Source organism: Arthrobacter sp. A2-55, assembly GCF_025548615.1.
In the GTDB taxonomy this organism is placed as follows: domain Bacteria; phylum Actinomycetota; class Actinomycetes; order Actinomycetales; family Micrococcaceae; genus Specibacter; species Specibacter silviterrae.
In genome coordinates, this window is record NZ_JAJLOZ010000067.1 from 1 (window position 1) to 24,384 (window position 24,384).

At 63.8% G+C, this 24,384-nt stretch carries 22 protein-coding genes and 1 other RNA gene; 17 read left to right on the forward strand and 6 right to left on the reverse strand.

The genetic code is table 11. The annotated features are described in order from the left end of the window. The 3 genes from LPN03_RS16245 to LPN03_RS16255 form a co-directional block, all read right to left on the reverse strand. A partial coding sequence (locus LPN03_RS16245; RefSeq protein WP_262455074.1) for a GH25 family lysozyme occupies nucleotides 1-1,461 on the reverse strand: 1,461 nt, incomplete at its 3' end. Nucleotides 1,462-2,124: 663 nt separating this feature from the next. Beyond that, complete coding sequence (locus LPN03_RS16250; protein WP_262455075.1) at nucleotides 2,125-3,108, reverse strand: glycosyltransferase; 984 nt, start codon at nucleotides 3,106-3,108, stop codon at nucleotides 2,125-2,127. After that, complete coding sequence (locus LPN03_RS16255) at nucleotides 3,109-5,208, reverse strand: acyltransferase family protein (protein WP_262455077.1); 2,100 nt, start codon at nucleotides 5,206-5,208, stop codon at nucleotides 3,109-3,111. An 83-nt stretch (nucleotides 5,209-5,291) separates the two neighbouring features. Here LPN03_RS16255 and galE point away from each other — a divergent pair, with 83 nt between their 5' ends. Next, nucleotides 5,292-6,305 (forward strand): UDP-glucose 4-epimerase GalE, encoded by a 1,014-nt coding sequence (gene galE, locus LPN03_RS16260; protein ID WP_262455078.1) that lies wholly within the window; start codon nucleotides 5,292-5,294, stop codon nucleotides 6,303-6,305. A gap of 82 nt (nucleotides 6,306-6,387) precedes the next feature. On the opposite strand, the gene LPN03_RS16265 is transcribed toward galE, so the two are convergent. Together LPN03_RS16265 and LPN03_RS16270 are read right to left on the reverse strand one after the other, a co-directional pair. Beyond that, a complete protein-coding gene (locus LPN03_RS16265) occupies nucleotides 6,388-8,391 on the reverse strand; it encodes a DUF6541 family protein (protein ID WP_316255839.1) in 2,004 nt (667 codons plus the stop codon). A gap of 84 nt (nucleotides 8,392-8,475) precedes the next feature. Beyond that, complete coding sequence (locus tag LPN03_RS16270; RefSeq protein WP_262455080.1) at nucleotides 8,476-9,792, reverse strand: alpha/beta hydrolase; 1,317 nt, start codon at nucleotides 9,790-9,792, stop codon at nucleotides 8,476-8,478. A 175-nt stretch (nucleotides 9,793-9,967) separates the two neighbouring features. Here LPN03_RS16270 and LPN03_RS16275 point away from each other — a divergent pair, with 175 nt between their 5' ends. The 16 genes from LPN03_RS16275 to ssrA all read left to right on the forward strand — a co-directional run bounded on the left by LPN03_RS16275 (nucleotide 9,968) and on the right by ssrA (nucleotide 23,437). Further along, a complete protein-coding gene (locus LPN03_RS16275; RefSeq protein ID WP_262455081.1) occupies nucleotides 9,968-11,191 on the forward strand; it encodes a CpaF family protein in 1,224 nt (407 codons plus the stop codon). Further along, nucleotides 11,191-12,045 (forward strand): type II secretion system F family protein, encoded by an 855-nt coding sequence (locus tag LPN03_RS16280; protein ID WP_262455082.1) that lies wholly within the window; start codon nucleotides 11,191-11,193, stop codon nucleotides 12,043-12,045. The genes LPN03_RS16275 and LPN03_RS16280 overlap by 1 nt, the downstream gene beginning before the upstream one ends. Further along, nucleotides 12,042-12,980 (forward strand): type II secretion system F family protein, encoded by a 939-nt coding sequence (locus LPN03_RS16285; protein ID WP_262455083.1) that lies wholly within the window; start codon nucleotides 12,042-12,044, stop codon nucleotides 12,978-12,980. The genes LPN03_RS16280 and LPN03_RS16285 overlap by 4 nt, the downstream gene beginning before the upstream one ends. A 60-nt stretch (nucleotides 12,981-13,040) precedes the next feature. Then, on the forward strand, nucleotides 13,041-13,319 hold the full coding sequence (locus LPN03_RS16290) for a hypothetical protein (RefSeq protein WP_262455095.1): 279 nt from the start codon (nucleotides 13,041-13,043) through the stop codon (nucleotides 13,317-13,319). 26 nt (nucleotides 13,320-13,345) lie between these two features. Next, the gene (locus tag LPN03_RS16295) at nucleotides 13,346-13,693 is read left to right on the forward strand and encodes a TadE family protein (RefSeq protein WP_262455084.1); all 348 of its coding nucleotides are present in this window, start codon (nucleotides 13,346-13,348) and stop codon (nucleotides 13,691-13,693) included. A 91-nt stretch (nucleotides 13,694-13,784) separates the two neighbouring features. Next, on the forward strand, nucleotides 13,785-14,171 hold the full coding sequence (locus LPN03_RS16300) for a hypothetical protein (protein WP_262455085.1): 387 nt from the start codon (nucleotides 13,785-13,787) through the stop codon (nucleotides 14,169-14,171). After that, nucleotides 14,168-14,617: a pilus assembly protein TadG-related protein gene (locus LPN03_RS16305; protein ID WP_262455086.1), complete on the forward strand. Its 450-nt coding sequence runs from the start codon at nucleotides 14,168-14,170 to the stop codon at nucleotides 14,615-14,617. Before LPN03_RS16300 ends, LPN03_RS16305 begins: the two co-directional genes overlap by 4 nt. Before the next feature lie 50 nt (nucleotides 14,618-14,667). Beyond that, nucleotides 14,668-15,786: a peptide chain release factor 2 gene (prfB, locus tag LPN03_RS16310; RefSeq protein WP_262455087.1), complete on the forward strand. Its 1,119-nt coding sequence runs from the start codon at nucleotides 14,668-14,670 to the stop codon at nucleotides 15,784-15,786. An 87-nt stretch (nucleotides 15,787-15,873) separates the two neighbouring features. After that, nucleotides 15,874-16,710, forward strand: a complete 837-nt coding sequence (locus LPN03_RS16315; RefSeq protein ID WP_262455088.1) for a VanW family protein — start codon at nucleotides 15,874-15,876, stop codon at nucleotides 16,708-16,710. A gap of 172 nt (nucleotides 16,711-16,882) precedes the next feature. After that, nucleotides 16,883-17,818, forward strand: a complete 936-nt coding sequence (gene ftsE, locus LPN03_RS16320) for a cell division ATP-binding protein FtsE (protein WP_262455089.1) — start codon at nucleotides 16,883-16,885, stop codon at nucleotides 17,816-17,818. Beyond that, the gene (ftsX, locus tag LPN03_RS16325; protein WP_262455090.1) at nucleotides 17,815-18,729 is read left to right on the forward strand and encodes a permease-like cell division protein FtsX; all 915 of its coding nucleotides are present in this window, start codon (nucleotides 17,815-17,817) and stop codon (nucleotides 18,727-18,729) included. The genes ftsE and ftsX overlap by 4 nt, the downstream gene beginning before the upstream one ends. 84 nt (nucleotides 18,730-18,813) lie before the next feature. Next, nucleotides 18,814-20,238 (forward strand): peptidoglycan DD-metalloendopeptidase family protein, encoded by a 1,425-nt coding sequence (locus LPN03_RS16330; protein ID WP_410468610.1) that lies wholly within the window; start codon nucleotides 18,814-18,816, stop codon nucleotides 20,236-20,238. Between the two features lie 74 nt (nucleotides 20,239-20,312). Beyond that, nucleotides 20,313-20,783: an SsrA-binding protein SmpB gene (smpB, locus tag LPN03_RS16335; protein WP_165182097.1), complete on the forward strand. Its 471-nt coding sequence runs from the start codon at nucleotides 20,313-20,315 to the stop codon at nucleotides 20,781-20,783. 3 nt (nucleotides 20,784-20,786) lie between these two features. Beyond that, on the forward strand, nucleotides 20,787-21,668 hold the full coding sequence (locus LPN03_RS16340; protein WP_262455091.1) for a cytochrome c oxidase assembly protein: 882 nt from the start codon (nucleotides 20,787-20,789) through the stop codon (nucleotides 21,666-21,668). A gap of 5 nt (nucleotides 21,669-21,673) precedes the next feature. Further along, complete coding sequence (locus tag LPN03_RS16345; protein WP_262455092.1) at nucleotides 21,674-22,996, forward strand: glycoside hydrolase family 3 N-terminal domain-containing protein; 1,323 nt, start codon at nucleotides 21,674-21,676, stop codon at nucleotides 22,994-22,996. 74 nt (nucleotides 22,997-23,070) lie between these two features. Further along, nucleotides 23,071-23,437: a transfer-messenger RNA gene (ssrA, locus tag LPN03_RS16350) on the forward strand. A 55-nt stretch (nucleotides 23,438-23,492) separates the two neighbouring features. Here the strand turns inward: ssrA and LPN03_RS16355 are convergent. Beyond that, the coding region (locus LPN03_RS16355) for an L-serine ammonia-lyase (RefSeq protein ID WP_262455093.1) at nucleotides 23,493-24,384 on the reverse strand (892 nt) is incomplete at its 5' end.

The following is a 24,384-nucleotide window of genomic DNA, read 5'->3' on the forward strand; positions in this document are numbered from 1 at the left end:
CAGGGGGTTCCAGCCGGTGCCGACTCCGACAGGAGCTCCAAACGTCGCGTTGCCGGGTACGGCGTAGTACATCAGCGCTCCACCGGAGGTGCGGGCCATGAGGCCGACATCAGCCGGGGAGCGGTACCCTGAAGAGACCGTTATGCTGGTCATGGCATTCCAGCCCGAGCCAACCTGCGGCCGGGACTCGTTAATGAACTGCCCGGAACCGTTGGAACGGTAGAGGGTAAGGGCTCCTGTGGGATTTTGCGCCAGGATGTCCTGGTTCCCGTCCCCATCGAAGTCGATCATTGTCAGATTGAGGCTTCCCCAGCCGTTGCCTATCACGGTGCCTGCCTGCAGCGTGCCCCCGGAGGTATTGGTCCACAAGGTCAGGGCCCCGTCAGGCCCGCGGCTAAGGATCTGGGGGTAGGTGCTAGCAGTGAGCCAGAAACCAATGGTCAGCTGATTGTTTTGCCAACCTGAGGCGATGAGCTGAGGGGGGGCGAATCCGCCGCCAGGCAGGCCGCTGTATACCGTGACGCTCCCGGTATTCCACTGGGCGACAATATCCAGGATGCCGTCAGCATTCCAGTCGATGACATTGATTGAGCGCAGCCCGGACCATCCAACGCCGATCTTTCGGGGCGTTCCCAGAGTGCCATCCCCGGGGGCCGGATAGTCCCAAAGCGTTCCGGCGGAGTCCGCCGCCACTACGTCGGCGGACGACGGTATTGTCGGGACGGGTTGCGGCGCGTCCGCAGTGGAGGCGAACACCCTGAGTCGGTCGATGGTGCCGTTCCAAGCATTGGAATCACCGGCGAAAGGGCCCGATGAGCTGTACTGCCACACGCTGTACGCAGACCAGCTCTTGGGCAGCGGTCCAACCACCGTCGAGTAGGCCGCAATATGCAAGGCCTGGTTTGAAAAGGCGCTCGAATTCCCGGTGCACTGTGACCACCAGTCGGTGGTGGTGTAAATCATGGGCAGCCGTCCGGTGCGGAGCTGTACCCGGTTGGAGAAGTCCCGAATCCAAGTGACCATGGCACTGGCGCTCATGTTGTAGCAGGTATTTCCGAGGTTCGAGTAGGGATTGTATTCGATGTCCAGGAGTGGCGGCATGGTCTTGCCGTCGGGGCTCCATCCGCCGCCGTTGTTGACGAAGAAATCGGCCTGCGAGACGGCCGAAGACTGGCTGGGCAAAGCAAAATGATAGGCGCCGCGGATGAGGCCGGCCCCCGCCGCGCCCGTGTACTGGCTGCTGAAGGCGCTGCTGGTGAAGCTGGTTCCTTCCGTGGCTTTTACGTATGCGAACCGCGCGCCCATGGTGTACTGTGCCGCCCAGTTGACTGAAGCCTGCCAACCGCTGACATCCAGGCCTTGGATGCCGGGAGCCCTGAACTGCGCTGTCATGGACTGCATTTGTTGGTTGGGCTGAAGCGATTTTGCCAGGGGGGCCATGGATTGCGTGCTCTGCTTCATGGCCCGTAGCTTTTCCCCCTGCCCCATGAAGGCGCCATTCTGTCGAATGAGGTCATCAAGCGATTGGCTGGCAGCGCTTGACGATGGCATGGCGGCAGTTGTTGGCGACTCCACGGGAGGTGGGACTGGAACCGGAGTGCTCGAGATCATGTTCGACGGCACAGTCGACGGTGACGGAGTTGGAGTGGGTGCCGGTGTAGGGGCAGCCATCGATGGGGATGGGGTGGGCGTTGCGGCCCCGGCAGGGGGCATGGCCATAGAGAGCGCCAGGACCGAGGCGATCAGGCCCCCGCTCGCAACTTTGGCGAACTTGAGCGGTAGGCGCCCGGTGGACCCGTCAAAAAACTTGGACCAAGTCGTAATCATGGGGAGAGCTCCGCGGCGATGTGTAGAGGTTGTCGAGTAAAGGGACATGCACCCGTGCGGGACAAATGATTGCCCGTCAACGGCCCCCAAACCACTCGCAAGCTTACTCGTGGGATGCTGAAGTGGCCAGTGTTGCCTTTGTTACTGGAGTTGAAACCACTGCGGTGCAATGCCTTTAGTGCCATTCGATGACAAATCGACCTTCAAACACGAGGGGGCCGTTCAGCAGTTGTGGCCGCCGCTCCCATGCTGGTCAGTCATCAGCGTTAAACCCCTGTTGGGTGCCCGCCCCGCAACTCAAGCCGACAGTTTGGCGTAAATATCCTCCAGTTTGGCTTCCAATACGTCGGCGCCGTGGTGCTCCAGCGCCCAGGTCCGTCCTTGTTCGCCCAATGCCGCCGCGGCGGCCGGGTCAGCGAGGATTTGCAGGACCAGTTCAAGTGCCGGCGCCGTGTTGGTATTGAAAAGGGGTGCCGGCCCCCCATATTCGGCATCAAGGGTAAACCGTGCCACCAGCGGCCTTGCCTGTGCCATGGCCTCCAGGTCACTTAGCCCCAATGCCCCCACAGCAAGCTGCCCGATGACGACGTCGGCCGAAGCCAGTTGCGCCCGGAATTCGTCGGGGGACATGTGGGGCAGCATCCGCATTCCGAGGCTGCGTGCCCGCTGCGCATACGTGCCCCAGTCCAGGGCGACAAGCTCAAGCGCCGGGTGATCCCGGCGCAGGTCCGAGGCCAGTTCGAGCAGTTGCACGGCACCCTTGGAGTCGTCCCAACGGCTGGCAAAGAATATTCGCGTACCAATTCTTGGCTCCGGGAGCGGCAACCGGACTCCGGCAGCTGGAGGCAGGGGTGCTGGAAACCATTGGGCGTCAGCCCGAATGGCCTTGACCGCATCGGCCATGTCTGGTGTCGAATACAGAACGACAGCGGCGCGCTTGATGGAGGTTCGCACCACCGGGCCCAGGATCCTTGAATGGAGGTCTGAGCGGACATCCGTGCCGTGGAGGTGCAGAACCACGTTGCGCCGCCCCCAACCGTAGTAGCCCGAAACACCGTAGTTGATGTGGAGGATGGCGGGGCGGGGCCGGATCGAGCGAACGGCAATCAAGTCACGCAAACGGCGCAACATGACAGCGGCCGGGTTGGCGCCACGGCCGGCTGGAACGTCCCGCAGGACCCAAGTCAGGCCCTTGGCGCCAGCGACTTCGATGACGTTGCGGGACGTCCCGGCAATATCGCCCAGGTGCAGCGCCGCCAGAGGGGCGTCGTCTTGGCTCACTTAGTTCCCAATCTTCAGGGATCGGAGTTGCAGATCCAGATACGGGACCAGCGCCCGTGAATATTCGGCACTGATGTGTGAGTAGTCGCGGTAGACAATCACCGAACCCACTACGGGGTAGCACCACTTGGAGTCACAGAACTCCTTGCGGAGCTGCACCCTGATAACGCCATCCTTGGCGGCTTGCTCAGCCGCCTTGGTGATGTTCATGTTGGCAGGCAACGCTTGGGCAACAGGGAAGGCACATTTCATGTCAGCGCCAGGGTTCTTCGCAAGGCAGGTCGGAATGTACTGCCCGTTGGTCCGCGGGACATCGTCGAAGACAACCACCTTCTTGCCGGCGGCCTGCCAGCCAGCCCACATCTGGGTGAAGCCATCAACTGCGGGGTTCTTCAGGGGGTCTCCGTCGGCAGACTTGAATTGATAGGCAGAAGAGTAGGACGCCGTGAACACCGCTGAGATGGAATGGTCGGCTTTCAGGGCGTCGTTCAATCGAATGACCCAGGTATGGCAGTCGTTTTGATTCTCGGAGGTCTTCTCATTGGGGAGAATTCTCAGGGCCGTTGAAACGGGGCAGGAGGCCTTGGAGTACGTCACAACACTCCAGCTGTGCTTCTTGGCCAAGGCATCCATTGCGGGATACCAGGCCGTTGCGTGTGAATCTCCGACCATGGCTACCGTGGCCTTCGCTGCTGATGCCGGGACGCCGAGATTGCAGCTCACCAGGTCCGAGCCAGGAAAGTTTGCCTGGCATCCTGGATACAGGGGCTGGGTGTTTTCGTTGGAAACCATCACTGCGGTCGGGTTTGGGGCGGCTGTGCCCAGGACGGACCCACAAGAATTGGCGGAATCAAGGGCGCCGGGGCCGTAGCAGCTGGAATGTGTGAGGGCAGGATCAGCCTGGGCAGGGGCATTGGCGAGCGCTGTCAGCCCGAAGCACATGCCGGTGACCACGATCATCCCGACGGCGGCGAAGGAGTAGGTCCGTACGGAACCCCTCAACCAAGGGCCCTTCCGGAAGGGATCCTCAATCAACAGCTTCGTCAGCCACGACAACAGGATCGACAGCCCAAGGATGCCAAGCTTCAACGCCCAGTTGAGATTGGTCTGCAGGGCGTAAGGGACAACGATGATCAGTGGCCAATGCCAGAGGTACACGGCGTATGAAATGTCACCGACGAAGGTTGCCGGTTTGCGGGACAGGAGCCAGGCCGGGCTCGCCGTGGATGTGGTTCCGCTGCAGCACAGGAGCGCCGCGGTGCCGGCAACTGGCAACAGGGCTGTATAGCCGGGAAACGGGGTTTCGCTGCTGTACAGCAGCGCCGAGACGACAAGGCCACCCAGCCCCGTCCAGGCGACGGCCGTTGCCAAAGGGCCGGAAAACTGTCGGTCCAGGAATACCAAGGCAACGAGCGCCCCGACGGCGAATTCCCAAACCCTGGTGGGGGTGACGAAATACGCCGCTGCAGGATTCAAATTGGTCTCGTAGATTGAATATGCCAGCGATGCTGCGCCAATGGCCGTCAGCCCTGCAATCAGTGTGGCCCGTGGAGAGTGGGGCAGCGTCGGCACGCGCCGGGCAAGACGGTGAACAATCCATAGCAGGGCAATCATGATGAGAGGCCAGGAGATGTAAAACTGCTCTTCGATTGACAGGGACCAGTAGTGTTGTGCCACCGTGGCATCTGCGTTGAGGGCGGAGTAGTCCACCGAATCGGCGGCGAGGACCCAGTTTTGCACGTAAAGCGCACTGGATCCCACCTGCCGGGCTGTCGATTCCCACAACGTGGCAGGGACCCACAGGTAGACAGCGGCCAAGGACAGCAGCAAGACAACGAACGCTGCGGGCAGCAGCCTGCGGATGCGGCGACCCCAAAATTTGACCAGCGAAAGCCCTGAATTGGCCATAAGTTCCCGATACATGTGACCGGTAATCAGGAAACCAGAGATGACGAAGAAAACGTCCACACCGACAAACCCGCCCGTGATGCGTTTGGGCCACAAGTGATACAGCACCACAGCCATGACTGCGACAGTTCGGAGCCCCTGGACATCCGGGCGGAAGCTGGTGGCAACGCTGGCCCGTCGGGGGCTGGACACACGGGCAGCCTGATCGGCTGCGGGGGGATTATTGGACGACACAACTTTAAAGTCTACCGGTTGGGCCCGATAGGCTGGGTCACATGAAAGTTTTGGTGACCGGCGGCGCCGGCTATATTGGTTCGCACACTGTCCTCTGCCTGCTGGAAGCCGGGCACAGCGTCGTCGTGCTCGACAATCTGGTCAACTCCTCGGCGGAGTCGCTGCGCCGGGTGGAGGAGCTGACGGGCAGGCACCCGGAATTTGTTGAACTGGACCTGCTCGATGCAAGTGGGGTGGATGCACTTTTTGCTGGTGGGGGATTCGATTCCGTCATCCACTTTGCCGGGCTCAAGGCAGTCGGGGAGTCGGTGGCCCAGCCGCTTAGGTACTACCAAAACAACATTGCAGGCACGCTGAACCTGCTGGCCTCCATGGACAAGCACGGCGTGCGTACCATCGTCTTCAGCTCCTCAGCCACGGTCTACGGGGCCAGCGAGGAAGTGCCCCTCATTGAGAAGATGCCGCTGGACGCCACCAACCCCTATGGGCGCACCAAGGAACAGATCGAGGACATCCTCACGGACCTTGGGGCAGCGGACCCGACCTGGCGTGTGGCCCTGTTGCGGTACTTCAATCCTGTGGGTGCCCACGAGTCCGGCCGCATTGGCGAGGACCCCAGCGGAATCCCCAACAACCTGCTGCCCTTTGTGGCCCAGGTCGCCGTGGGGCGCCGCGAGAAGGTCATGGTGTTCGGCAACGACTACCCGACGCCGGACGGCACCGGCGTGCGCGACTACATCCATGTGATGGACTTGGCCGCCGGCCACCTCGCAGCATTGGATTACCTGCCAATGCATCAGGGCGTGTTCCGCTGGAACCTGGGCACTGGCAACGGGTCCTCTGTCTTGGAAGTCATTCAGGCGTTTGGCGAGGCCGCCGGCAAGCCGATTCCCTTTGAATTCGCGCCCCGCCGGCCGGGCGACGCGGCGGTCAGCTACGCCGACCCTTCAGCCGCCCTGGCGGACCTGGGCTGGTCGGCCCACCGGAACCTGGCGCAAATGTGCCAGGACCACTGGCGCTGGCAGCGAGAAAACCCGCAGGGGTACGGCGCCTAGATCGCGGGGCGGGCTGACGGGACCTCCCGGCGGCGGGCCTGCCACCTCAGGGACGGCGTTCGACTGAAGGAGAAGGCCGTCCCTAGCAGCCGACCACCTTGTACAGCTTCGCGCCGCCTTGGTGGTCCACCAGTTTCAGGGTGGATGAATCCTTGATGTTGACGAAAGAGGGGTACATGCGGGCTTGCGGAAACTGAAGCATGTAGAAAGAGCCGAAGTCGAGAACATATTGGATGTTCGCCTGCTTGGCGGCCTTGCACGTGGCGGAGTCCGGGGCGGCCGTGGCCAAATCCTTGGCAACCAGGGAAACTGACGCGGAGGGATTTGGGGTCAGGTGGTATTGCGTCACCTTCCGGCCTGAAACGGCATAGGCCAGCGACCCGCCATTGAAAGGGTCGACCCCAATCACGGCATCCGCCGGGACGTCCTTGTCGAGGCGCTGCATCAACGTGTATTCGTCCGTGGATACCACCCAGCCCGGAGTCCACGACCAGGAAGCCTTGATCTTGGCGTTGACGTCGTCCAATCCCTTGCGGTTTGCCTGCATCGAGAGGGGCGTGAGGACCGACAAAGCCACTATCAGGGCCAGCACGCCACCGGCCGTCCGGAGCATGGCCCCCGGACGCAGCAGCGTTTCCTGAATACGGGGGGAAGCCTTGGCTGCCAGCCGGCGGACGGCGGCAATGGCGGCGGATGCCACCCCATCCACGCCCACGCAGGCAAGGACAATGGTAAAGAGCGGGACGAGGCCTGCGAGTCGGTAAGGGTCCTGGTACCAGCTTCCGATCAAGAACTGGCGGACCGGTCCGGTTGGCATATAAGCCGCGACGACGTACAGCCCGCCCGCCGTCGCCATGGCGCCTATCATCCACCAACCGCGACGTTTGACGAGGATGACCGCCAGCCCTGCCGCAGCCAAGAGAGATGCCAGCCAGGTAAACCTTCCGCCCAGCAGCCCGCCGGTGAAAACGTCCCTGACTGCGGCCAGCAAAGACCTGGAAGGTTTCCACGTGTCAAAGCCCAGGACCAGCGCATTCCAAATGACAAGCAGGACAACCATGGCCGCCAGGCCCCACAGCACAGTGAAGAGTGCATGTTTGGCTCCCTTGTGCGCCCGGATGCCGGTCACTAACATGCGCAGCCAGCTGCCTACAATGATGGGGACGGAGAATGCCAGCAGCGCGCTGAAGCCGTTGGGTTGGGTGAGCAAGAGGGCGGCAACGCCCACCAATAACGTCATTGACAGCGTGAATATGTCGGCCACCGGCTCCCGCAGCCGCCCAAACATGCCTGCCACCACCAACAAGGCCAGCGGCAGGATGCTGTAGGAAAGCGTGTTGGGAAACAACGGGCCCCACTGGAGCAGTTGATAGGGGAAGATCCAGAATCCGGCGGACAAGACCCCTGCCGCGACAGTGGGCAGGACACGCGGCCCGAGAATGCCTCGCACGAGGCAGATGCAGGCAAACGGCCACAGCAGCGCGGCGACGGCCACCGTCAGGGCGTTTTCTGCCACGAACACGTTTACTGAGGTCAGTTGTGCCACCAGCGCGGCATACGAGTGCCAAACCGACGGGTAGATGGACATTCCGTGGCCACCGGACACCATGTTTCCCAAATTGAGAGTTGACGCGTTGCCCGTCTCTAGAATGTACTTGATGGCGTTCAGGTGAAAAATATTGTCAAAGACCTGTCCGAAGGAGTCCGGGCCGCCCATCGCAGGCAGCAAGCGGCCAGTGACCAGCTTGGCAGCGATCGCAAGCGGGGTGACGACGGCAATCCAGCTCAGCAATGCTGGACCGGCGGACTGCTCGACAGGCCGCAGCCGGCGCCCTGCAAGCCTCCGCAGCCCCCACCCCGCCACCGCGCAGGCAACGGTGAACCCGGCCAGCAGCCACAGTGACCAAGGGATGTGCACCAAGCCGCCGATAATGCCCGCAACGCCCACCAGGCCGCACGACGCAATGGGGGCCAGCGCGGCGCTGCCGAATCCCCGTGCGCCCAACCCACGCACCAAGAGGTATCCGGGTACGAACAGTAGGATTGCGGCTGTGCATATTGCCGGTACCGCTTGCCACCAAGTCATGCCACTGTCCGCCGATCGTTAGAAGTCCGCCCCGAGTCTAACAATCGAACGTGGTTGCCAAGTCCCATCAGCCGGTTGGCGTTGCTAGTTGACGCCCAGCCGGCCCATCAGCCAGTCCATGTTGTGATAGACCCCGTACCGCCACGCTGGCCAGGCGTGGCCGCCCGGGGCGTCCTCAAGACGGACGTTCATGCCCGCGTGTTCCATGGCCCGGAACACATGGACCCCTTGGGGCCGGTAAAAACTGTCGTTGGCACCCACCGTCACGACCCCCGCGGAACCCTTGTAGCGTCGCGTCTTGAGCACGTCGAGTGCGTTTTGCTTGGCAAAGGCGGCGGCATTGCCTGCGAAGTACTTTTGAAGCAGGACTGTGTGTCCTTGGTCAATTGTTGGCTGGGATTCGCCTGAACTGTCAATAAACGTTGGATAAATCTCGGGATGGTTGACGGCAAGTGTCATGGCACAGGTGCCTCCGTACGAAAATCCACCAATCGCCCATTGCCGGGGGGAAGTCGTGCCCGCCCCGAACGTTTTCTTGACCCAGTTCGGCACGTCCTGAGTGAGGTAGGTGGCTGCCTGGCCTGCTCGACTGTTCAGACAAGCAGGTGGGTAGTTTTGCCACTTGGCCCCCGCGTCGGGCATTACTACTACCGGTGCGAGTCCATGGTGCGCCCCGGCGTATTGGTCCATGAACTTGTTGATTTGCCCGCCGCGCAACCAGTCGGTTGTGCCGCCAGGTACACCGTGGATCAACACCAGCACGGGCAGGTTGGCCCGAGGCGTCGCCAGGTAGGCTGGTGGCAGGTAGACAAAGGCATCAGAGGAGATTTCGTGTGAGATAGGGCCCGGGATATGCACGATGAGGACGTCCCCATGAGACGGCATGTTGGCGGGCGGCGACCAGTTCGCCTCGGTGGTCGGTTTTGGTGGTATTGGTAGTTCCGCGGCGCCCTTGTCAGCTTCGAATTGGGCCAGGCTCTTGATGGCTGTCCCGGTGTCACCAAAGAGTGATCCAACCGTGGGGTAATACTCGAAGTTCTGGTTCACCAAGCCGGCTGCTGAAATAACCACGACGGCGGCGATCGGCAAAACCAGCAGGCGTGCCCAGAGGCGCCGGAGGGCCACGATTTTCGGGACGGCCAGCAGCACGCCGAACAGCGCCAGTCCGGCATATATGTACAGGCGGCGGGGCAGCGGCTCGCCCCACAGGTTCCACACTTTCTCTGCCATATACCAGAAAGTGCCCATCGTCAGGACGGAGAGCACAAAGGCCACAGGCACCCAGCGCGTCAGGTGGCGGCGGCTGCCCCAGGCCAACCACAGCAGTGCCAACAGTCCGGCGGTGACCAGGATGGCAGGAATGGCACCATTGACGATGGGCACCTGGTTGAGAAGATTCACTCCACCAGAATAATGGCGGTTCCATGAAGGTTCGCTGGGAAAATATTGTGAAAAGGGGTTTCGAAGCAGCGGCCGGTTGTCCACAGATCACCACGACCCTCTGGCGTCCCGGCTTTGCCTTGGCTATGCTCCTAGGACCAAGGGGAAGAACCGGACCGCGGGGGCGGAGAGGTTGATGGATGCACTGACACTCGTTGAAGACGAGGTTCGCGAGCTCATACGCCGCAAGGGGCTTGACCCATTGCAGCAGGGCAGCGAGGTTCGGCGCCTTGTCGAGGCCGCAGTCAACGATTACGACGAGCGTTCACTTGTAGGGGCAGTACCTCCCCTTTCCCATGCGGCGGACGCCAAGCAGCACATCTATGACGCCGTGGCCGGCTTTGGCGCCCTGCAGCCCTTCCTGGACGATCCGTCCGTCGAGGAAATTTGGCTCAACGCCCCCGACCAGGTGTTCGTGGCCCGCAACGGCGAATCCGAACTGACGCCACTCATCTTCACCCAGCAGCAGGTCAGGGACCTCGTCGAGCGAATGCTAAAGAGCTCTGGCCGCCGGCTGGACCTCAGCAGCCCCTTCGTGGACGCCGCCCTCCCGGACGGCTCCCGCCTGCACGTAGTCATCCCTGACATCACCAAGGCCCATTGGGCCGTAAACATCCGCAAGTTCACTGCCCGCGCCAGCCGCCTGGAACACCTCGTCGAACTCGGCTCCCTCACGCCCCAGGCAGCCCGCTTTCTGGGCGCCGCCGTCAGCAGCGGGCTGAACATCCTGGTATCCGGGGCAACCCAGGCAGGCAAGACCACCATGCTCAACTGTCTGGCCGCCGGCATTGGCTCCCGGGAACGCGTGGTAACGGTGGAGGAAATCTTTGAACTTGCACTGCCCCTGCGCGACGTGGTGGGTCTGCAGTGCCGCCAGCCCAACCTGGAGGGGGCCGGTGAGATTCCATTGCGGCGCTTGGTCAAGGAAGCCCTGCGCATGCGCCCGGACCGCCTCATTGTCGGTGAGGTGCGCGAGGCCGAAAGCCTGGACATGCTGATCGCCCTCAACAGTGGCTTGCCGGGAATGGCGAGTGTCCACGCCAACTCCGCCCACGACGCCGTCGTGAAGATTTGCACGCTGCCCCTCCTTGCGGGGGAAAACATCACCGCAGCCTTCGTGCTTCCCACCGTGGCGGCGTGCATCGATCTGGTGGTGCACTGCGTCAGGGCCCCCAACGGGAAACGGCGTGTGGGCCAAATCCTTTCCCTGGGCCGCCGTGTGGAAAACGGCGTCATCGAATCGGGGCTGGTGTTTGACACGGTTGACGGCCTCCTCACGGCCCAGGCCTCGGCCATGCCGTCGCCGGAAAAATTCGTGGCAGCAGGCTACAACGTGGCCACGTTGGTGGGGGAGGCCTGATGTCCGCGCTCGCCGGCTTGCTGGGAGGTCTGGGACTGTACCTGGTCTGGACCGCCTGCTGGAGCACTCCTGAGCGGGCACCGGCACCGGCCAGGCGCGGCCGGCTGGGCGACCTCCTCCAACAGGCCGGCGTGGCCCAGGTGACGCCGGCATCCCTGACTGCCAGCACGGCAGGCCTGGCGGTTTTCACCACCCTGGCTTTCCTTCTCCTGACGGGCGCCGCCCCCATTGCGCTGTGCTTTGGCCTTTTCAGCGGCTACCTCCCCTTTGCCCTCCTGCAATGGCGGGCCCGACGCCGGTCCTCAACACTGCGCGAGCTCTGGCCGGACGTGGTGGACCACCTTCGCTCAGCAATCCGGGCCGGGCTCTCCCTCCCGGAAGCCCTCATTCAGCTGGGCGCCAAGGGGCCGGAGGAGCTGCGGGGGGAGTTTGCCGGGTTTGGCGCCGACTACCGCGCCAGTGGCCACTTTGAGGCCGCCCTGCAAAGACTCAAGGACCGGCTGGCCGACCCTGTCGCCGACCGCATCATCGAAGCCCTGAGGTTGACGCGGGATGTGGGCGGGTCCGATCTTGGGCGCCTGCTCGGGACCCTCTCGGAATTTCTGCGCGACCACGCCAGGACCCGCAGCGAACTGGAAGCCCGGCAGTCGTGGACCGTCAACGCGGCCAGGCTGGCCGTTGCCGCGCCCTGGTTTGTGCTCATGCTGATGTCCACCCGTCCCGAAGCCGTAACGGCTTACAACTCGCCCTTGGGCTGGGCCGTGTTGGGTGGCGGACTGCTGGTCTCCGTAGTCTGCTACCGGCTCATGCTGCGGATTGGCGCTCTGCCCAGGGAAGAACGGGTGCTCCGGTGAACGGCCACCTCGCGGCCGTGGTGGCCACCGGCCTGGGCCTGGGGTTCGGCCTGTGGACGGTCTTTGCCAGGATTCCCGCCATGCGCAGGCGCACCTTCGCCGACCGCGTGGAACCGCAGCTTCGCAGCCTGGAGAGTCGCTCAAAGCTCCTGGCGGAGGACGAAACCAGCGCCCTCTTTGGCCCTCTGGAACGGCTGTTCCGCCTACTTTTGGCCGATGTCGTGGGGAGGCTGGGCCGCTTCAACATCAGCGTCAAGGGCCTCCGCGCCCGGCTTGCCCAGGCCGGCCGCAACGAATCCGCGCTCGAGTTTCGCGCCGTCCAGTTCCTCTGGGCCGGCACCGGCATGGTGGCCGGGCTGGTGCTGTCGCTGGTCCTGGCCTGGTCCGGGCGCGCCAACGCCATGGCGGGATTTGCCCTGACGGTTGGCTTCATGCTGGCCGGCTACCTCAGCTACGACCACCTCCTCGGCATCCGCATCAAACGCCGGCAGGCCAGAATCCTGGCCGAGTTCCCGGCCATGGCCGAGCTCATGGCCCTGGCAGTGGGGGCGGGGGAGAGCGCCGGCAGTGCCCTGGACAGGGTTGCCAGGCAGTCCCGCGGCGTACTGTCCGCAGAATTTGCCAAGGTCTTGGCACAAACCCGCACCGGAGTGCCGCTGGTGGTGGCGCTCGGCGAATTTTCGGACCGGCTCAATGTGCCCGCCCTGACGCGCTTCGTGGACGGCATCAGTGTGGCCGTAAACCGTGGGACGCCGCTGGCTGACGTATTGCGCGCCCAGGCCCAGGACGTCCGTGACGTGGCCAAGCGGGAGCTCATGGAAGCGGCGGGACGCAAGGAAATTGCCATGATGATTCCGCTGGTCTTCGGGGTCCTCCCGCTGACAGTGGTCTTCGCCGTCTTCCCGGGCCTGGCCCTGCTGCAGATTGGCCTGTAATGGGACCCAACTGCCGAACACCGACAAACCACCCGTACCACCACCAAGAGGGGAAACACCATGGGGAAGCACAACGTGGCAGCGACGCTTGCACTGAAGCAACTGATCGCCGCCAGACAACTACTGGGGCTGTGGCAATCCCGGCTGGCCCGGCTGCTGAAGATGACACCACTGAGGCACCTGAGGCTCCGCCCGGCCACCGGCGCCGCCCGCGGGGACGTACCCGGCTGGGTGCTGATCACGCTCATGTCTGCCGTCCTGGTCGCGGGGCTGCTGGCGCTGGCCGGTCCCGCACTGGAAAAGCTGTTCAACGAGGCCATGAGCCAGGTCCAGCCCTAGCCCGTGCCTCGGAGGCCGGTGCGGCGGTGGTCGACTTCGTGCTGGTGTCCACCCTGGTCACCGTCATGTTCCTGGCCCTGGTCCAACTGGCCGTGGTGCTGCACGTGCGGAACACAGTGGCGGACGCCGCGTCGTCGGCAGCCCGCTATGGAGCTCTCGCGGACAGGACGCCCCAGGACGCCCAGGAACGGGCGGAGCTATTGCTTTCCACCTCGCTGGGGGACGGCTATGCCCAAAATGTCACCGCCGGCGTCTCCACGTCCGGCGGCGTCTCCATCCTGACAGTCTCAGTCACGGCACCGCTGCCGCTGATTGGGCTGTTTGGGCCGCGGGGACAGCTTGGAATGAGCGGGCATGCACTGGTTCCAGGGTAGTGGCCGGCCGCCCGGCTGTGCGGGGGGAAGGCCACCGCATGATGCAGAAGCCAACGGTGGGGACGGGAGTGCCGAACAAGGCAGTGCCATTGTGGAATTTGTCTTCCTGGCAGTTCTCCTGATGGTGCCCGTGGCCTACCTCATCCTTACCGTGGGCCAGTTGCAGGGTGGCGCCTACGCCGTGGTGGGGGCTGCGGACCAGGCGGCCAAGGTATACGTGCTGCAAGCCGATGAAGCGTCAGCGCGCACGGCTGCCGAGCAAGCCGTTGCCATGGCCGTCACCGACATGGGCTATGACCCCGCCAATGCGGCGCTCACGGTGACGTGCGACGGCGGCTGCCTCGCGCCCGGAACCATGGTCCGGACCCGCGTGACCTTGAGGGTTGCGCTGCCCCTTGTCTCGGCCGTGCCCGGCGTCAACCTGACAGCGGCAACAGTTGAGTCCGCGGCCTCGCAGAAAGTGGGTCGGTTCAAATGAGCGGCGCACGCCAAAAGACGCAGGAAGACGGCCACATCATGGTCTTGCTGATCGGCTATGTCCTCCTGTCCCTGCTCCTGATGACGGTGGTGGCTGCCGGGTCCAGCCTCTACCTCGGCCATAAGAAACTGCTCTCCAGCGCCGACGGCGCAGCGCTCGCAGCCGCCGACACCTTTGTCCTCAACGCCGGCAGCCACGGCCCGGAACCGGAAACCCTGCTCACCGCCCAGGGCGTCACCGCGGCAGCGCTGGCCTACCTCGAAAGTAATGAAACACCAAAGTCGCTGTCCGGCGTCCGCCTTGCAGCAGGCACGGGCACCCCGGACGGCCGAACCGCCCAGGTGAACCTGACCGGGGCGGTCCATCCCTGGTTCATCAACTTCCTTGTTCCGGACGGCATTGCCATCACGGTGACCGGCACTGCCCGGGCACACCTGGTGCTGTAACCCCGGCGCCCCGCGGAAGGTGCGCCAAGGATGCCGTAGGCTTGAATATCATGGCTGAGATCGACTTTCCCGCAGAGATCCGGGCGCTACGCGCCACCTACACGTCCATCGAGCAGGTGTCCGAGGTGGACAAGCTCATGGAAGACATTGAAGATTTGTCGGACCAGGCCGGCTCGCCCAACCTCTGGGATGACCCCGCCGCCGCACAAAAGGTGACGTCCCGGCTCAGCCATGCCCAATCCAAGCTGGAAAAGCTGCGCTCCCTCGAATCACGCATCGACGACCTTGAGGTGCTGGTCGAGCTGGCCCACGACGAGGGCGACGCCGACACGCTGGCCGAGGCTGCCAGGGACCTGCCGGGCCTGCAAAAATCGCTCAAGGACCTGGAGATCGTGACGCTGCTGGCCGGCGAGTACGACGAACGGGAGGCCGTGGTGACCATCCGCTCCGGTGCCGGGGGCGTGGATGCGGCCGACTTCGCCGAGATGCTGTTGCGGATGTATCTGCGCTGGGCCGAACGCCATGGCTACCCCACCTCCGTCCTGGACACCTCCTATGCCGAAGAGGCAGGCCTGAAGTCTGCCACGTTCGAGGTCAAGGCCCCGTACGCCTTTGGCACGCTCAGCGTGGAGGCCGGCACGCACCGGCTGGTGCGCATCAGCCCCTTCGACAACCAGGGCCGGCGCCAGACCTCTTTCGCCGCCGTCGAGGTCATTCCGCTCATCGAGCAGACGGACAGCATTGAAATCCCGGACAACGACATCCGCGTGGACGTGTTCCGCTCCTCCGGCCCCGGTGGCCAGTCAGTGAACACCACGGACTCCGCTGTCCGCCTGACCCACCTGCCCACGGGAACGGTGGTGTCCATGCAAAACGAAAAATCGCAGATCCAAAACCGCGCTGCGGCCATGCGCGTGCTCCAGTCCCGCCTGCTGTTGCTGAAAAAAGCTGAGGAGGACGCCACCAAGAAAGCCATGGCGGGGGACGTCAAGGCCTCCTGGGGCGACCAGATGCGCTCCTATGTCCTCAATCCCTACCAGATGGTCAAGGACCTGCGCACCGAGTACGAAGTGGGTAACACCTCGGCCGTGCTGGACGGGGAAATCGATGACTTCATCGACGCCGGGATCCGCTGGCGTGCAGACAACCGCAACGCCGAAAACCAGTAAACCCGCAAGACGCGCCGCCCCAATGGCGATATAGTGGTCCTTGTCACATGTCACCAGTTGGCGCGCTTTCACGGGGGAAGTACCACTTTGGCACGGAAATTATTTGGGGAAATTTCACCACTCACCTTTGCCATCGCCGTCCAGCGGCAAATCGTGCTGCGGAAGCTGGCCAATTTTCGCCACCGGGCCGCCTTGGCACGCACCCGCGAGCAGGCGGACCTGCCGGTCAATGTGTACAGCCACAATTCGCTCATCCGCCGCAAGCTCGGCACTGTGGACCTGGCCCTGCAGGAAAATAAGGCCATCAGCCTGGGCCTGGCCGCCCCGCACATTGACGGCATCCTGATCCGGCCCGGCGAGACGTTCTCCTTCTGGACCTTGGTGGGACGCTGCTCGGCGAAAAAGGGCTACCGCACGGGCCTGACCATCAGCCACAACGGACCGGCCGAAGGCATTGGCGGGGGCCTGTGCCAGTTCACCAACCTTTTGCACTGGATGGTGCTGCACAGCCCCCTGGAAATTGTGGAACACCACCACCATGGCGAGATCGACCTGTTTCCGGACTTCAACCGCCAGATTCCCTTCGGCACAGGGACCTCCATTGTGTACAACTACCTGGATTATCGGGTGCGAAACGCAACTCAGAACACCTTCCAGTTCCGCGTCACGGTGACGGATGATTACCTGCGCGGGGAACTGCGGGCCCAGGAACCCCTGGACGTGAAGTACCACATCAAGGAACGCGACTCCTATTTCCAGCAGGTCGGTCCCGACGTTTACCGCCGCAACAGCGTCTATCGCAGTGTCGGCGACAAACGCACCGGCAACGAGCTGGCCAATGAGTTGGTGGTGCAAAACAATGCCCGCGTGCTGTACGACCGGACACTGATCAAGGCCCCCATTCGTGCGGATTCCTTCGCCTAGGCAGGTCCGGACTCCGGCACATCCATAACATTCCGGATCCCGACACACCGGCACGGGTCCAGCGATGCCGGGAAATGGTGCCTATAGTCGTAACGCTGGTGGATTCTTCCCCCAAACCAACGCCCAGGCACCGGCATGCCAGCACCGTTCGCTGGAAGGGCAACGAAAAGTCATGATTCGTTTTGAAAATGTGAGCATCACCCACCTCAAACAAATCGGCCCCGCGCTCGACGACATTTCCGTTGAAGTCAAGAGGGGCGAGTTTGTCTTTCTGGTGGGCCCCTCAGGCTCCGGCAAGTCGACGTTCCTTAGCCTGGTGTTGCGGGAAACCAAGACCCAGGCCGGCCAGGTGTATGTGGCCGGGCAGAACGTGTCCAACGTCCCGAGCTGGCGCGTGCCCAAATTCCGCCGCGGCATCGGCATTGTGTTCCAGGACTTCCGCCTCATCGGCACCAAGACGGCGTTCGCCAACATCGCCTACGCCATGCAGGTGATCGGCAAGAGCCGGGCCGCCATCAGGACCGAGGTGCCGCGCGTGCTGGAACTGGTGGGCCTGGAAGGCAAGGGCCACAGGCTTCCCGATGAGCTTTCCGGCGGCGAGCAGCAGCGTGTGGCCATCGCCCGCGCCATCGTGAACCAGCCGGACATCCTGCTGGCCGACGAGCCCACCGGCAACCTTGACCCGGTCACCAGCGTCGGCATCATGGACATTCTGGACAAGATCAACCAAAACGGCACCACCGTGGTCATGGCCACCCACGACGACGACATCGTCAACTCCATGCGCAAGCGCGTGATCGAACTGCGCCAAGGCAAGGTGGTCCGAGACGAGGACGCCGCCCAGTACACCTCCACCATCCCCATCGTTCCCGCCGCCCAAGCCGCAAATTCGGCTGGGAGCCAGGCTCCCGCCGTCGTGCCTTCAATGGACGACGGCGCCCCCCAGACCCGCCGCCAGCGCGCCGTGAGTGCCGCAACGGAGAGTGGCGGGGCGCCCGCTGATGACGCCATGCCGCCGCGGCTGGAACGCAACCGCGGCCGGATCTACCCACGCCCCGGGGCGAGGCAACACCCCTCCGACGCCACGACGAACGGAGACCAGCCGTGAGACTGGCATTCATCCTCAGCGAGCTGGGCAGCGGCCTGCGGCGCAACCTGACCATGGTCATTTCCGTCATCCTGGTGACGTTTGTGTCCCTGACATTTGTCGGCGCGGCCGGGGTGCTGCAATTGCAAATCGGCCAGCTCAAGGGTTTCTGGTACGACAAGGTCCAGGTCACCGTCTTCCTGTGCAATGACACCCCCACCAACACCAACTGCGCCGGCGGTCCCGTCACGGCGGACCAGAAGAAGAACATTCAGGGCATCCTGGCGTCACCGGCCGTCAAGCCATACGTGGAATCGTGGACATTTGAGACCCAGGCGGAGGCGCTGGCCCACTTCAAGGAGCAGTTCGCCAATTCGCCCATGGTGGACTCGGTGGAGGCGGGCAACCTGCCGTCGTCGTTCCGCATCAAGCTGACGGATCCGCAAAAATACCAGATCATCAATGAGTCCTTGTCAGCCACTCCCGGCGTCGACTCGGTGGTGGACCAGCGCAAGGTGCTGGACTCGCTGTTTTACCTCATGAACATTGCCACGCTGGTGGCCATGATTGTGGCGGGGCTGATGATTATTTGCGCGGCCCTGCTGGTGTCCACCACCATCAAGCTCTCCGCCAAGTCGCGCGAACGCGAGATTAACATCATGCGCCTCGTGGGTGCCTCGAAGACAGTGATCCAGCTGCCGTTTGCCCTGGAGGGGATCATTGCCTCCACCATAGGGGCGCTGCTGGCCTCCGGGGCCGTCTGGGGAATTGTCAGGTTCTTCCTGGGAGACTACCTGGCCAAGGGATCCTCCGGCACGCCCGTCATCTCACAGACCCAGGCGCTGGTCATCTATCCGGTGCTGATTCTGCTCGGAATCCTCCTGGCAGGCGTATCCTCGGTTGTATCATTGCGCAAAAATCTGAAAACATAGACCACGGCATCACTTTCTGCCCGGCCAGTGCGATACGAACGGCAATACATCACCACGAGTCACGGACCTAGGAGCATTTCCCACATGAATTCGACATCAAGCGGGGGAACAGGCGCGGTGACCACCCCGCGGCGTGGAGGACGGTGGCGTGCCCGCATGGGTGGAACGTTGGCATCGCTGGTGCTGGTGGGGCTGCTGGGCCTGGTGCCCGCTGCTCATGCCGACAACCTCGACGACCAGGCGGCGGCCCTTCGCCAGCAGGCCGACGACGCCGCCTCCGCACTGGAATTCGTGGACGCCGGCATTGCCAAGTCGGCCTCGGACCTGGTCATGTACCAGGGCCAGCTGCCGGGGGCCCAGGCCGCCCTGGCGGATGCGCAGAACCGCGTTGGCGCGGCTACAGAGCTGGTCAACTCCCTCGCCGCCCGCATCGGCCTCGCGCAGCAAAGCAAGGACAAGATCACGGCCCAGATCGCCCTCGAGGCGAAGAAGTCGGCCGAGACCAAGAGCATGATCGGGCAGCTGGCCGCGCAGTCCTACAAAGCCGGGGGACTGCCGCCCAACCTGGCACTGATCCTGGGGGTGGGCAATTCCGGCGACCTGGCCGACTCCATCGACCTGGCCGGACAGGCCATGCGCAGCCAAAACGCCGCCCTCGAGCGGCTGACCACGGAAAAAGCCACCAACCAAAATGCGCAGGCGCGGCTGGTTGCCGTTGAGGCTGAAATCAAGGACCTGAAAACGCAGGCCGACGCCGCACTGGTGGCCGAGCAGGCTGCCCGCGACCAGGCAGCGGCGAAGAAGGCAGCGGTGGACAAGCTCATCAGCGATTCCGCCGCGATCAATGCCAAGCTGGAAGCCCAAAAGCCGCAAATCCAGGCCAAGATCAAGACCGTGCAGCAGCAGCAGGACAATGTTGCGGCGAAGATTGCCGAACGCCAGCGCCAGGAGATTGAGGCGGCGCGCAAGGCGGCGGAAGCGGAAGCCGCACGGCAGGCAGAACTTGCCCGCCAGCAGGCCGCCGCGCAGGGCAACAACAACTTTGTGCCCCCGCCCTACGTCCCGCCGGCGCCGGGCAACCCCTCCGCCTTTGGCCTGGCGCACCCGTTCGCCGGGAACATTCCCATCACCTCCGGCTTTGGCTGGCGCCAGACGCCGGCCGGCACCATCGACTTCAACGGCACCGGCGGGTACATGCACACGGGCGTTGACTTTGGCGCCACCTGCGGCACGCCCGTCTATGCAGCCGCCGCCGGCACCGTGGTGATTGCCGGCTGGACCAACGGAGGCGGCGGGTACACCGTACAGATCACCCACGGCGTCATCCAGGGCAACGCCCTCATGACCATTTACTACCACAACAGCTCCGTGCAGGTATCGGCCGGACAGCAGGTGAGCCGCGGCCAATTGATCGCGTACTCGGGCAGCACCGGCAATTCCACCGGCTGCCACGCGCACTTTGAGACGTGGCTCAACGGGTCCCCGGTGGACCCCATGACGCTGCTCTAGGTCCGCGCGGGGACGCAAGGTGATCGTTGCTAAACTGGAAACCCGTCCCAAGTCGTCAATGAAGGAGTAGTACAGTGCCCAAGGAAAGTGGCCTAAAAGTGGTGGCCACCAATCGCAAGGCCAGGCACGACTACCACATCATGGACACCTACGAGGCCGGGCTGGTGCTCATGGGCACCGAGGTCAAGTCGCTGCGCGAAGGCCGGGCCTCGCTGGTGGACGGGTTCGCCACGTTCTACAACGACGAACTGTGGCTGGAGGCCGTATACATCCCGGAATACCTCAACGGCAGCTGGACCAACCACACAGCCCGGCGCCGCCGCAAACTGCTGCTGCACCGCGACGAGCTGGAAAAAATCGCGTCCAAGACCCGTGAATCCGGCTTCACGATTGTGCCGCTGCAACTGTACTTCCTGGACAGCCGGGCCAAGGTGGAGATTGCCATCGCCCGGGGCAAGAAGGATTACGACAAACGCCAGTCATTGCGTGAAAAGCAGGACAACCGCGAGGCCCTGCGCGCCATGCGGGAGAAGAACAGGGGCTAGGCCGTGCCACCCATCAGCGAGTTTTGGTCAACGTGGAGCCTGGACCCCCGGGCGCTGGCCCTGGTGGTGGGTGCCGGAGGGCTGTATTCGTGGGGCCTGGCCCGGGCTGCGCGGGCCGGGATCCGCTGGCCCCTGTGGCGGGCCGCGGCATTCTTCGTCATGGGGCTGGGACTGTACTCAGTGGCGAACTTTGGATTCCTGGGCACCTGGTCGACGGAGCTGCGGTGGGCGTTCTCCATGCGCATCGCCGTCATGCTGTTTGTGGTCCCGGCCGGACTTGCGCTGGGACTGCCCGTGGGACTGGCCCGGCTCACCGTGCGTCCGGGGCGCCTGCGCACGGTTCTGGCGGCCGCGGCACGGCGGCCCATGAAGTTCTTCGCCAACAGCGCAGTGGCTCCCGTGGTGGGGTTGGTGGTGCTGTCGATGATGCTTACGCCGCTGGCCGGCATGTCTCGATTGAGCCCTGTGCTTGAGGGCGTGTTGAGCATTTTCATCCCCCTGTTGGGCCTGCTCATGGTTCTCCCCATGGTGGAGGAGCAGACCAAGGTGAGCACGGCGGTGATCATGCTGGAATTTGTCTTTGCCTTCATCGAGCTCCTTGCCGACGCCGTCCCCGGCATTGTCATGCGCCTGACCCCCGCCATCCTGGACGGCGCGGCGGCGTTCTCCGGGCCCAAGCCGGCCTGGTTTCCGAGCAGCATCGTGGACCAGCAGTTGGGCGGGGACTTCCTGTGGTTCATTGCCGAGGTCATGGACCTGCCGGTGATGGTCCTGTTGTTCATCCGCTTTTCCAAGTCCGACAAGGGCGAGCGCAAGGTCCTGGATGAGCTTACGGATGAGCAGATGGATGAACTAAATGCTGCCCATCTTCACTTGAGGAATTGACGCCCATGACTACGCGGGCCAGGTGGTGGTGGGGTGCCGCGGCTGCGGCTGCGGTGCTCGCTGTCGGGCTGGTCCTGGCCTTGCTTTTCATCCCCCACCCTGCGCCTCCCTCCGTCCAGGCGTCCATGTCGCCGTCCGCGTCGGCATCGTCCAACGCCTCGGCCGGCGCGTCAGCGGGAAGCACGACGGCGGCAGGCACGACGGCGGCGCCCGTGCCCACCACGGCGCCACCGCCGCCGACCAGCGCAACGCCCCCTCCGGCGTCGGGCCCGGCCCAGGGCAGCCCTGCTGTCCAAAAGCTGGCGGCCATGACCCTGGCGCAGAAGGTGGGCCAGGTGCTCATGGTGTCGTCCCCGGTCACTGGCGCCGACGCCAACTCGCTTTACTCCCTGGACAGCCTGCACGTGGGCAATGTGTTCATGAAGGGGCGAAGCTTTGCCGGAGTGGACGGGATTGCGGCCGCGGTCTCCTCCGTCACGGCACATGTTGGCCCCGGGACTGCCGGGGTGCGCCCGTTTGTGGCCACGGACCAGGAAGGCGGGTTTGTGCAGATCATGCGGGGGCCCGGCTTTGACGCCATCCCCCAGGCCATTGTGCAGGGGCAGCTGCCGCCCGGGGAGCTTCAGGCCGATGCCACCCGGTGGGGGCAGCAGCTGGCGGCTGCGGGCGTCAATGTGAACCTGGCCCCCGTCCTGGATACCGTCCCCGGGGCGGCCTTTGCCCCCCAGAACGCACCGATCGGCGCCTTTGGGCGCGAGTACGGCTATACCCCTGCGGCGGTCTCCAGCCACGGCGTGGCGTTTGCCAGGGGCATGCTGGCTGCCGGCGTCAACCCGACAGTGAAGCACTTTCCCGGGCTGGGACGGGTGATCGGCAACACCGACGTCACGGCGGGCGTCACGGACTCCGTCACTGTCCGCGGCGACGCGTATGTGCAACCATTCCGCGACGCGGTCAATGCGGGCGTGCCTTGGCTGATGCTTTCCAACGCTTACTACCCCAACATTGATCCCGCCCAGCTGGCCCCGTATTCGACCGTCATCATCCAGGGCATGGTCCGCGGGGACCTTGGCTTCCGGGGCATCATTGTCAGCGACGACATGTGCGACGCCGTCCAGGTGTCCGGGGTGCCCATTGCAGAGCGGGGCGTGGACTTCATTGCAGCAGGCGGCACCATGGCGCTGTGCACCGACCAGGCGCTGCTCCCGCAGATGTATGCGGGGCTGGTGGCGGCAGCGCAGTCCGACCCTGCTTTTGCAGCCAAGGTGGATGCAGCCGCCCTGGCCGTGTTGAATGCGAAGTCCGCTGCCGGGCTGCTGGGGAAATAAATCCGGCCCCAAATGCGCTAGGCTAAGTAGTCCACGGTCGGTTTCGTACCGGACGTGGGTTTGAAAACACAATAGGGGATGATCGGTTTCGACGGTGTTTGTCGAGACAGGTGAAGCGGGTCGAGGATACAGGGTTATCTCGTAAACGATCTCTGTAAAACAATAAGTGCTGACTCAAATCGCACTGACTTCGCTCTTGCTGCCTAAGCAGTAAGACAGTCCGTCAGCCCGGGAATGCTCTCGTCCCGGATCCTGGCGTCATTTAGAGGGCCACTGCTCTAAGTTCTTGTTGTAGGCGCTTAGGGGACTCTTATACAACTGGGCCTGGCAGCTGCTTGTTTGCGAGACAGCTGGGGCCGAGAAAAACCGCCGCAAACTGCACCCGGAGAAGCCCTGACAAAGCAACATCGGACGGGAGTTCAATTCTCCCCATCTCCACATCCCTATTGGGGCCTGTTCCAGTCATTGCGACCGGGACAGGCCCTTTTTCTTGCCGTTAGCATTCGACGACGTTGACGGCGAGGCCGCCGAGGGCTGTTTCCTTGTATTTGGTGGACATGTCGCGGCCGGTTTCGGCCATGGTGATGATGACTTCGTCGAGGGAGACGCGGTGGTCCCCGTCGCCCCAGAGCGCCATTTTCGCGGCGTTGATGGCCTTCGCGGCCGCGATCGCGTTGCGTTCAATGCAGGGGATCTGCACGAGCCCCCCGACCGGGTCGCAGGTCAGGCCCAGGTTGTGTTCCATCGCGATTTCCGCCGCGTTCTCGACCTGTTCCGGGGTCCCGCCCATGACCTCGGCCAGCCCGGCGGCGGCCATCGAGGACGCGGAACCGACCTCGCCCTGGCAGCCGACCTCCGCCCCGGAAATCGACGCCTGCTCCTTGAACAGCACCCCGACCGCGCCGGCGGCGAGCAGGAACTTCACCACAATCGCATCCACCACCTCCGCGAGGGCTTCCGGGGCCGCGCTGCGGACCTGCTCCGTGTAATGCGTGGCATAAAACATCACCGCCGGAATGATCCCGGCCGCCCCGTTCGTCGGCGCCGTCACGACCCGCCCGCCCGAGGCATTCTCCTCATTCACCGCCAGGGCGACCAGGTTCACCCATTCCTGCCAGAACGCCGGGTCCCGGTCCGGGTCCTCCGCCCGGAGCCGGGCATGCCAGGCAGGGGCCCGGCGGCGGACCTTCAACCCGCCCGGCAACAGCCCCTCCCGGGCCAGGGCCGAATTCTTGCACTCCTCCATCACATCCCTGATGTGCAGCAACCCCTCCCGCACCTGGGCCCCCGTGCGCCCTGCGAGTTCGTTGGCGTACATCACGTCACTGAAGTTCCCGCCCACCACCGCGCAATGCGCCAGCAGCTCCGCCGCGGTGCGGAACGGGTAC

Bases quoted from the DNA above. Each gene is read 5' to 3' on its own strand.
- LPN03_RS16330 (WP_410468610.1), top strand. From the start codon at position 18,814: ATGAATTCGACATCAAGCGGGGGAACAGGCGCGGTGACCACCCCGCGG.
- LPN03_RS16275 (WP_262455081.1), top strand. From the start codon at position 9,968: ATGGATGCACTGACACTCGTTGAAGACGAGGTTCGCGAGCTCATACGC.
- LPN03_RS16345 (WP_262455092.1), top strand. From the start codon at position 21,674: ATGACTACGCGGGCCAGGTGGTGGTGGGGTGCCGCGGCTGCGGCTGCG.
- LPN03_RS16290 (WP_262455095.1), top strand. From the start codon at position 13,041: ATGGGGAAGCACAACGTGGCAGCGACGCTTGCACTGAAGCAACTGATC.
- galE (WP_262455078.1), top strand. From the start codon at position 5,292: ATGAAAGTTTTGGTGACCGGCGGCGCCGGCTATATTGGTTCGCACACT.
- LPN03_RS16265 (WP_316255839.1), bottom strand. From the start codon at position 8,391: ATGACTTGGTGGCAAGCGGTACCGGCAATATGCACAGCCGCAATCCTA.
- ftsE (WP_262455089.1), top strand. From the start codon at position 16,883: ATGATTCGTTTTGAAAATGTGAGCATCACCCACCTCAAACAAATCGGC.
- LPN03_RS16305 (WP_262455086.1), top strand. From the start codon at position 14,168: ATGAGCGGCGCACGCCAAAAGACGCAGGAAGACGGCCACATCATGGTC.
- prfB (WP_262455087.1), top strand. From the start codon at position 14,668: ATGGCTGAGATCGACTTTCCCGCAGAGATCCGGGCGCTACGCGCCACC.
- LPN03_RS16280 (WP_262455082.1), top strand. From the start codon at position 11,191: ATGTCCGCGCTCGCCGGCTTGCTGGGAGGTCTGGGACTGTACCTGGTC.